Consider the following 10,294-nt stretch of genomic DNA (forward strand, 5'->3'; position numbering starts at 1 on the left):
TTTCGCGTTGCGCAGGCGCCGGAACACGATCGAGAACCTGCTGAAGTCATCCACCACACTGCCCAACGGATGCGTGCCCCAGTCGGGCAACATCAGCTCTGTCAGATCGGTCTGCCACAGTTCGTTCACGCGCGTCGTCTTGCGGTGATACTCTTTGGCCGCCGGGATGATCTGCGGCAACTCCCGCGCTAACCCGTTGCGCTTCAAAATGCGGTAGACCGTGCTTTCGCTGACACTAAACCCGCCGTCATCGGTAATCCGGAACGCCAGTTGGCGCGGTGACAGATCAGCATTGAGCAACGCATTGGCGATGATTGTACTCTCCTCATCTTCCAAGAGCCGGTTCCAGACCCGCCGCGGTGCGGAAGACCGGTCCACGAGCGTTCCCTGGTTCTGCCAGCGGTAGTACGTACTCTTGGGAAGCTTCAATTGCTGCAAACAGCGACGGATCGACAGCGCTGCAGTATCCACCAGCCGCAGCAGATCCTGCTTCTGCTCGGACGTGTGCCGCTGATAACGCTTCGCCTTGCGCCTTAGAAGAGACTTTTTTTGAGCGTGCGCACCTCCAGCATCAGATCGGCCACCGTCTGACGCAATTCTTCGTTCTGACGACGATAGGACTCCACTTCCCCTTTGGTGGCGCCGCGCACCGCTTCGCCCTTCAAGCGCGCCTTGCCCGCTTCCATGAACTCCTTCAGCCAGTTGTAGTACACGTTGGCACTCACGCCTTCCCGGCGGCACAACGCCGCCACCGGATGATCGCCCCGCAGTCCTTCCAGTACGATGCGGATCTTGTCTTCCGCGCTGTACTTCGTCCGCGTCTGCCGCCGCACCGTCTTGATCAACTGCGCCGCGCTTTCTTTCGGTGCGCCCGCCGCACTCCGCTTCTTTCGCTTGGGCATGTTCAGCCCTCCTTCTTCGATGATACATGATAATATCTCATCGAAGGGAACGCAACTCCAAACCTGGTCACTTGCGTTAAGTACAGTCGCGCCGCGCGACTGTACTTACATCATAAACCATCCACTAACATTACTGGGACAACTGTCCCAAATGTGCTGACGAATTACAGTCGATATCAACCGAGAGCTTGCTTTTGAAATACTTAGACAAGAATTCGTTTGTGATCTTGAATACGTCAGTTAGCAAAGGTAACAGTGAAGCATCTACATTCTGCAACTCTGCTGAGGCTCTTTGGAACTGCTTCGTGTTCATGCCACGCTGCATAAGAACTGTCCGAATTTGCTCATAGGTCTTTCGTAGCTCGACTTTGGTTGCGGCCCCTGGACCCACTTTCGGATCAGGAATCAAATGGTCGGCCAGCAACCCCGCGACAAGCAGGGTAAATATGTTTGGTGAACCACTGGGTGACTTGTCGAGCTCATGGACACGCAGGAGCTGCCTGTAATCCAGAAACCCCTTGATCTTATTTGCGGCCTGGATGTCTGGAACTTTGTTCGTTGAGTTTGCATTTGGCTCAGCAAAGACATATTCAGTTGAACGTACTGGTGCGGGGCCGCTTGAGACTTCTATCGCTACTCGACCATCCGTAGGGCTTGGATTCCCAAAGATGTTCAGTTGAAAGCGGACTTTCGAATCTGACGCTGCGAAAAAATCCTTAACCCCTTGATAGACGGATGACTTACCGCTGCCATTCTCGCCGTAGATAAGAAGGTGATGCCCATAGGGAATCGTTACTCCATCTGCTTCGGCAAACGCACGATAGTTCTGAAGAGTTATCTTTGTAATCCAACGCATGGCTATTGTTTGCCTTCGATAATCCGGATCTCTTCAACGGTATCAAGTTTGAACATCGCCACGCTCAGCGGATGATTTGGGTCACGCAGTATCTCGTACTGCTCCTGTATGACCTGCAATGCCCTTCCGCGTCCAGCCTTGGTTTTGTAGTCAGGCAGCTTAGGTAATTGCATGACATGGCTCAGAATAGTGATCCCAGCTTGTTTCAGTTCCTCGGCCAGATACAGCTCATAGACGGCAGCATTAACCACTCGTTCAAAGAAGTAATACGGTGCGCTCGCGCCATTCGACTTCCGCTCGCAAATAATATAGTCTACCAAATTTTCCACCGCAGTTACCGTCGCACCATCGGCCTCTTTGATTGGTATGTTCTCAAGGTAAGCCTTCTTCCACATGGTTGTTCCCATGCCTGAAGTCGGAGCAAGAGCGCTGAAATACCACTCTGTTAACGAGGAATTCAAAACGGCCAACATGTACTTAAGATTGTTCCCCACCATGAAGAACGTACTATCATTCGTGAAGAAACCCTCAATGTCATAAGCGAATTTAGGCTTGTCGGACAAAACAATCCAGACAATCTTTGGTTTATCAAAGTCCTTAAAAAACGCACAGTTCCTGAGATTCGTCCAATGATCACCTTGGTCTCGCCGAATTGTTAGTTGTTCCTGATACTTCTTCAAGTGGGAGAATATGCTCGGATGGTCTCGCACGACATTGACGCGCGGTATATTCTCTCTTGTAAGACCGTTATGCGTATTTATGAGATATGTGTCCTCAAATTCAACGACCCACCTCTTGATCTCTCTTCCTCTAATAAGCGGCTTTATTAGGTTTGCCGCGCTGCTGTCTTTGGAGATTAACTCTGACCGCTTCTCATGGTCAATGTAAAAGGCATCGTTGTAGCCAGTCAGGATACCTCGGTTGATAACGACTCTCTGCGACCCCAGCTTCGCCCCCCGTTTTTCCAGTCGGCTCATGAGCAACAGTCGCGTGCTGTCTTCCAGAATAAATCCTTTATTGCTTAACTGTTGCTGTGGTATTCGTACGAAGTCTTCTTCAGGCTTTGCGATCTGCTTAGCAAACTTGATTACCGTTGACTTGGAGGGGACCGACTTTCTAAATAATAGGATACTCGTCTCAACAATTGCTGCTTCGAAATTCTGCTCATCCTCAAAGTTGATAAGTTGTAGTATCTCAGATTTCCCAAGCATGAATTCTCGCAACTTTGTGCCATATTTCGACTTGATCCAGCTATTATTCGTGATGAAGGTCAATATTCCATTCGGATCGAGCACATTGTAAGCTTGCTCAATGAAGTAAGTATAGATGTCTGACGTCGAATTGAATACCTGGTAGCGTGCCTTGAGTAGATCCTTAATGTCTGTAAGTTTCTCCTGCCGTATATAGGGTGGATTGCCGATGGCGATGTCGAAACCTCTATTCAACCCGTACATCCACTCGGGTTCAAAGAACGAGGCTGAAGCATTTTGATCGTATGGATCCCAATTGGCAATCTTCTTGGCTGTTGCCGGCTGCAGGTTGTGTTCGTCAACAAGCAGTGTGGCCAACTCCTCACGAAGTTTCTTGTCTTTCTGCCGACAGTTTTCCTTTCGTTTCGGCGTCCGTGCTTCAAAATAATCATGCCGGGTCTTCTTCAATTCTTCGTTCTTCTTCTCGATCTGCGGATTGGTAAAGAGATTCGCGTTCTCTTTTTCAAGAGCAATCAAGGTATTAGCTGCGACAAACTTCGTTTCGAGGTTTGGCAGCGGTCGAACGCCGAGGTTTTCCTTGTCCGGAGTCACCTTTTGGTCAACAATCAGAGAAATAAAGAACCGGAGCTTGGCGATTTGGGCTGCGATGGGTTGAATGTCTACCCCATAGATGCAGTTCTCGATCAAGTAGAGTTTTCGGGGATAGTCCAGCTCATTATTCTCGAAAGCCTCTTCGATGTCCTCAACCGCTGCTTCGCGCGTCTCCGGGATGTCTATGGACTCGGCCTTTTCAATCTGCTTCTGTTTCCAGCGCTCATTGCGTGGATCAATCTTGTGCAGGATGTGAACCATCTTGTGCAGGATTCCCATCGGGAAAGCGCCTGAACCGCAGGCCGGATCAATGATCTTCAGATCGTCAATAGCATTGATCAGCGCGTCCTTTTCTTTCTCGGAAAAGCCCGCATCCTCCTCGGAATAGCTCAAGAGCTGACGAATCCTACTCTCGTCAGTGTCCTTCGGCTTGTCACCTCGACCTTCTGCCAACTTCTGGGTTAGGCAGGCAACCAGAGATTCATCCACCATGTAGTTGACGATCTCACGCGGAGTATAGAACGAACCGGTTTGCTTGCGGGCAGTGGCCTGCGTTTCCGGATTGTAGTTGGCAAGCAGATTCTCGAAGACCTTACCCAAGAGTTCGGGGTCGAGGGCAACCTCCTCTTCAATGGGTGTATTCTCTGTAATGGTAAACTTGTAGCTGCTGAGGATGTCTATTAAGCCTCGCACTTTGTAGCGCTTGTTCCGGGTGCCGTACACCTCGTTCAGGTCAACTTCCATCTCCCGTGCATTGAAGAAAAGCTGATCCGGGACCTTGAGGACATTGTCCTCTCTGTCACTAAAGCCATCCACTCGAATGCGTTTCAGCTTGCCTTGGTACTCAACTTCCTTGTCCAGGCACTCGAACAGTCCACCATTTAGAAAGGGAATTGGATCGAAGTATTTCTCCAAAGTGTCCTTGGGATTTACGAACTCGGACTGATACCGGAACACGTTGTGAATGAAATAGTGTCCATCGCGGCCCTCGTCACGTTTGGACCGAAACCTTCGTTTTCCCATCTCCGTATTGAGAGTAGCAAAGAATAGATTTTGAAGTATGGCTTTGTAGTAGCTACTCCCTTTCCTGTCGCTGAACTTGAGCAGTGTCCGTACATGCCGTTCTTCAAAAAGCTTTTCGGGGACTAAGTTCTTCTCTTTCAAGAACCAGACGAACATGATCCGTGTGATCAGCCGAATGACGCTTGTGGCGTTGCGAATGTCCCTATCCTTCTCAACATCCTTGGGAAACTCCACATGCTGCGTAGTCCAGAAGTACCAATTCGCTATCTCTTGGAAGAAGCGCTTGTTTAGTTCCTTTGTATCAAGCGTTTGCTGCCATGCGTTGTGAAGTTCTACAAAGTTAGTGAAACTGTGCCTGCGTTGAAGTTCGTCAAACGACAGATCGAACAATATCTCAATGTGTGCACGGTGCGGTTGTTCAATGCGAATATCCTTGATGAGCGTAACCTTCTCTAAAACATCCTTGGCTTCGTCACGCTTGTGTAGGCGCCGATTTATAACCGACAGAGTCAACGCGGAGCCGTGCTTGAATAGGATCATCACGGGCATCGGAAAAAGCCGGTTTACTTCACGAGTTATGTGTGCCAGTTCCGTTCGACTATAAAGTTCACGCTTTAACTCAATTACAAAGAACAAATACGTTTCGATCAGCTTGTTGTCTACCTTGCGCGTATCAAACAACGATATAGTCCGCAGTACCTCTTCTTTTGACAATTGAAAAAGCAGATCAACCGACACCCACTCGCTAACACAAGCCTTTTCCTCGCTGAATTTTGACTGTCCGGTGGCAAACGCTTCGTAGAACGCTTCATAGTCAGAACGCAGCAAGGGGGCCTCACGAGACGTATCGTAACCTAGCGCTTGGAACAACTTCATGGCATTGTCGCGCAAAATGCCATGACTAAAGGCTTGGATTCTCGACTGAATGGCCTGTTTGATATCAGTGGTTGTAGCGGCACTCATTTTATCACCAGCCATGTCACCAGCTCGAAACTCTCTGTATCGGTAATTTGCTTCGACTGCGGAATAAGCAGCGCACCCCGGTCAGCGGTTAGCCGCTGATTGCTTCGAGTCCGAAAGACCTTTACCACCTCCTGAATTGATCGTTTCAGCAATTCTGTATAGCGAGACATATCCTCCCCGTTCTTTGTCTCATCATTGAAGAGGTCACAAAGGTCCTGGAATGGTTCTGATCTCCCTTGACACATTCGACGAAAAATTTCTAGAATCTGCTTTGCGTTGACATAGTTGAATCTGACGACGCCATCATCGCGAACATAAACAAGAAAATACGGTTGAAGCGGATTTACTTCCTCGTTGCCGTCACTTTCTCCCTTTTGCTTAAGGCAGAAGACAATACCCGGCTTAATGATCTCTTTCTCTGCCGGTGAGTAGCGGTCCAGTTCAAGAATATGACCGTTGTGGGCCCCAGGTGCAGGTACCACTGCATAAAGGCCAAACGGCGCCTCTTCAAGCTGCTTTCGATTATTCTCAATGTACTTTAAGAGTTCGATCCGGAAATCGTCGAAGGTGAACTCGGTTAACGACACCGTCTCGGACATGTCTTCCAGGTCCAACACCTCATTTTGCAGCTTTTTCAGCTGCTGATTGCGGTACTTCAGGTCGTCTTCAATTAGCTCCTTGATTTGATCGGGGTCAAGAATGTTATCGTCGCCTGTGGCTGTCACATCCACTAGCGCCATGCGCGCTTCGACACGCTCCTTGAGATTGATGTAATTATCCAAATCCTTTGTCGGCCAAAAATTCACCAATTGAATGGTTCGGTTAATACTTCCTAGGCGGTCAATTCGACCAAACCGCTGGATTACTCGTACCGGATTCCAATGAATGTCGTAGTTCACTAGGAAATCGCAGTCCTGCAAATTTTGACCTTCGCTTATGCAGTCAGTGGCTATCAATATGTCAATCTCTCCTTCCTGTGGCATCATTCTCAGAGAGGATCGATTCTTTGACTCGGGCGAGAAGTTTGTCAAGATGTTTAGAAACTCGTTCTTGCCAAATGTTGTGTAGGACTTGCCTCCAGCGACCATGGCAGAATTCAATCCCAACTCCGACTGTGCCCATTCCTCTAAGCAGCTGTACAAGTACTCAGCAGTGTCAGCAAAGGCCGTAAATATTAATACCTTCCTGTTGCGTCCGTTGATCGGGTTCTTTATTTTTTCACTAATTATCGTCTTAAGTTGCTTGAGCTTTGCATCTCTTCTTTCATCCACGGCACATGCGCTATTGTAGAGTTCGTTTAAGGCCTCGCGGTCTCTCTGAAGATCTTTAAGCCACTTTTCCAAATCCAAATCAGCAAAATCAAACTTCAACTTCTTCCCCACTTGCCACTGCTCCAGATCATCAGCGTTCTCTTCCAATTCATCTTCGTCAGGTATAAGTGTATCTAAGAGTTCCTCTTGTTTCTGGCCATGGACATCTAGAAAGAGGTTGATTCGACTCTCAAGTCTCTGGATTTTGTTGATTGTCCGATCCAGCGAAATCTGAAACGACTCAACGGAGCTCTCTAGTCGCTTCAGGAAGTTGACCTTCATCATTCCAATCAATAGGTCTTCACGTTTGCTTTGCGTAAAACCCAGTACTTTTTCTTTGTCAATCTCTTCGTACTTCTTTATCGCTTCGGGTTTAATGTATGCAGTTGGATTGAAAACGGACAACTTGTATTCAAGAATCTTTTTGTTAAGCGCGTCATAGGTAAAGAACCGATTCTTTGTGTCAATATTCGGATAGATCGGAATTGGCTTGAGACGTTCGGGGAATTTGCCGATCTGCTCAACATCATAAAAGCTCTTAAGATGTCGACGGCTACGTGCTATAGTTAGCTCGTCAAGCAGTTTGAAAAACGATGAATCAAGTCTTTCTAGAAGTTGTTTGACGGTACGTTGAGCAGTATGCTTTTCTGCCCATATAGTAAATTGCGCTTGTGCTGTCTTGAGCGTTTGGGCAATGTCCTTAATCTGCGTGGATTGAAACAGCGCATCGTTCTTACCTTCGGTAATAAGCGAGAACTGGTTTCTGAGGTCGCGCAAATTGTTGTTTACCGGAGTTGCCGTTAGCATTAACACTTTTGTTTTAACGCCTGACCTTATTATTTTCTCCATTAGCCATTTGGCTCGATTCAATTTTACAGTGCCATCATCCGTGGTTTTCTCCATTGGATTTCCACGAAAATTGTGCGATTCATCAATAACGACTAAGTCGTATGCGCCCCAGTTAAAGTTTTGGAGGTCAATTCCATTGGCGTCAGAATAGCCGGTCGTTCGCCCCATGTCTGTGTGATACAGAACAGTGTAGTTGAAACGGTCCTTGGTAAAAGGATTGAGCATGTTATTCTGGCTTGCCTGATAAACTGTCCAGTTGCTAGACAACTTCTTGGGACAAAGCACCAAAACTCGATAGTTCAGCAACTCGAAGTATTGGATTACTGCCAGAGCTTCAAAAGTTTTTCCTAGACCTACGCTATCAGCAATGATACATCCGTTGTGCTTTAGTATTTTGTTAATCGCGCCCTTGACGCCGTCCTTTTGAAAACTGTAAAGCATATTCCAAATCTGACTCTCAAAGAAGCCCGTTTGTTCTGTTAGCAAACCACCCTTCTGTTGCTCACTTAGGTAGCTCTCAAAAATGTGAAACAGTGTCTTAAAGTATATGAACTCCGGTTCATTTTCAACATAGAGCTGCTTGAGATATTTGAGAACCTGCACCTTAACATCTTCAACCAAACTTGTATCTTCCCAGATCTGATTGAACCATGTTTCTAAGTCATCAAGGTCTCGCCTATCCTGGATGACCATGTTAAGTTCTATATTCGGATTTGTGCCCAACCCGATTCCACTGACGGTGAAGTTTGAACTTCCCATAACAGCTTCTTTCACACCGTTGGGATTGCATATCAAATAAAGTTTGCCGTGTAGAAAGTTCGATTTGACCATCGAGCGTATCGAGACACGAGATTGTATCCAATCTGAACACTGTTTGGCGATTGCCTTTTGAAGAAGCTTGCTTTCAATGGGAATAATGAGCGCGTCATCGTCAATCTGGAAATCTCGACGATTGGTCTTGGTTGGATCCAACGAGCGAATGAACTTAGGCTCTCCAAAGAGAAATCGAAGTTGATCAATCTGATCTAGCTTCTCTTTCAATTCGGCATAAGCATAAATGGTAAAATAGGCTGAAACTACAGACATGTTGGCCTGCAATTGAATACTTGTCTCCAAGAACTGTCCCACAGTTCCGTAGCTGTGATTGTCTTTGATTGACGATGTCATAATTAGTTTTTGGGCTTCGATGTCATTTGCCGTGCGGGTTCAAGGAACCCATTTGTCCTACACGTGGGACAAAGGCCGTCCTTTGACAAATATTGAATTGACGGAAAGGAATGCTCTATCTGGGATATTGTGTAATGTTTCCTAGACGGTGGGACCGTAACTCCTCAATCTACAAATACGTTCAAGCTAATTCAATAGTTCATGGCATGTTGGTGAAGTCTGGGGCGGGATGTAATAAAGGTAGTCCGCCAGAGCGTCGAATTTGGTCGCGCTGGATGTCGTTGGGTGGATGATTTTACCAGCAGCTGCGGGCGGGAAGGTCGGAATCGGCAGAAATCCCGGCTGGAAAACCCTTCGCATAGCTCTGTTTAACATCGACTTACGACGGTGTCCGCCTTGGTATAACCGACTCAGACGCTAACGTCTTAAAAGACAACATATTAAAAATACGATGTGGGGCGTTTGGCACCAACCGCAGTACGCCGAATCGGGATCGCCCTAAATTGAACATCTTTTGAAGCCGACACTCTCTAAATCGGGTGAGAATCTGGAGAGGATGGGGCATATAACCGGACAATGAGACGGGCTGAAGGGGGTATGCAACTTTCTTCACGTACTGGCAAGACAACGAGAAGCCAGCAGAGGAGCTGGCTTCAATGATTCGCGCAGGCTACTGGTCACGACCTTCGATCAGAAGGCCGGCGAGTGACTACCCTTAGTCGGGTTGTCTCAATTCTAACGGTCCAAGCATACCAGTTACCATTCCTTGCCAGGGAACAGCAGTCTCTTGAACCAAGACAACCACCTGTCTGCGAACGAAGGTGGGGGCCAAAACGCAGATCAGGTATGCCACGCAAGGTTTCGTGTGAAAAACTATGGGTGGTGTAGCGTTCAAGTCCGGGAATCTGATTCATGTTAATTTCAGAATACGCCGAATTATCGGTGGGGAAATGTTGGATCAAAATTTTCGATAAGTTCCCTCGGGAAAATCAAGTTTTTGCAATGCCACAGGGATAGCGAAAGATTTTTCGCAGAAGAACCGAAAAAAGTGCCTTTTTTCTATTTTTATTGAATTTAGGTCGAATTTTACTTGCATTTGCTCCATGCAATTTTGTATATTATATATATGGGGTGCGGGTATTCCCGCGCTGCCTAACAGAATTTCACGTTAAAAACCAATTATTCCCAGTTTCCGTATTTGTATGAAAATGAACCGCTAGTTTGAATTAGACAGCTTATTCAGTTTTTCGCACGCCGATACGGTAACTCGTATCGGCTTTTTCGTTTAAAGCCGATCCATAAAACCAAAGAAAGAATAAAACAATGACATTAACACCCTCGCAAACACAAGCCTTAGACGCCCTTGAGGCACTACTTTTAGACGGATACGTGCCTGTATTGACCACGGAGCTAAGCTATATC

5 protein-coding genes are annotated in these 10,294 nt (G+C 47.2%); all 5 read right to left on the reverse strand.

Going from position 1 to position 10,294, the window contains the following annotated elements; all coding sequences use genetic code 11:
- Positions 1–471: transposase (locus HUU59_13300; GenBank protein NUO20416.1), on the reverse strand; the 471-nt coding region annotated here is incomplete at its 3' end.
- A 62-nt stretch (positions 472–533) separates the two neighbouring features.
- Entirely contained in the window at positions 534–902 is a 369-nt protein-coding gene (locus HUU59_13305) for a transposase (protein ID NUO20417.1), read from the reverse strand.
- A gap of 130 nt (positions 903–1,032) precedes the next feature.
- Positions 1,033–1,758, reverse strand: coding sequence for a hypothetical protein (locus HUU59_13310; GenBank protein NUO20418.1), 726 nt, complete (start codon positions 1,756–1,758; stop codon positions 1,033–1,035).
- Between the two features lie 2 nt (positions 1,759–1,760).
- A complete protein-coding gene (locus HUU59_13315) occupies positions 1,761–5,561 on the reverse strand; it encodes an Eco57I restriction-modification methylase domain-containing protein (protein NUO20419.1) in 3,801 nt (1,266 codons plus the stop codon).
- Complete coding sequence (locus tag HUU59_13320; GenBank protein NUO20420.1) at positions 5,543–8,872, reverse strand: DEAD/DEAH box helicase family protein; 3,330 nt, start codon at positions 8,870–8,872, stop codon at positions 5,543–5,545. Before HUU59_13320 ends, HUU59_13315 begins: the two co-directional genes overlap by 19 nt.
- Positions 8,873–10,294 lie beyond the last annotated feature (1,422 nt).

This window comes from bacterium (assembly GCA_013360195.1).
GTDB lineage: Bacteria > Electryoneota > RPQS01 > RPQS01 > RPQS01 > JABWCQ01.

Excerpts from the sequence above, each read along its gene's own strand:
- HUU59_13310 (NUO20418.1), bottom strand. The coding sequence starts at position 1,758 with ATGCGTTGGATTACAAAGATAACTCTTCAGAACTATCGTGCGTTTGCC.
- HUU59_13305 (NUO20417.1), bottom strand. The coding sequence starts at position 902 with ATGCCCAAGCGAAAGAAGCGGAGTGCGGCGGGCGCACCGAAAGAAAGC.
- HUU59_13320 (NUO20420.1), bottom strand. The coding sequence starts at position 8,872 with ATGACATCGTCAATCAAAGACAATCACAGCTACGGAACTGTGGGACAG.
- HUU59_13315 (NUO20419.1), bottom strand. The coding sequence starts at position 5,561 with ATGGCTGGTGATAAAATGAGTGCCGCTACAACCACTGATATCAAACAG.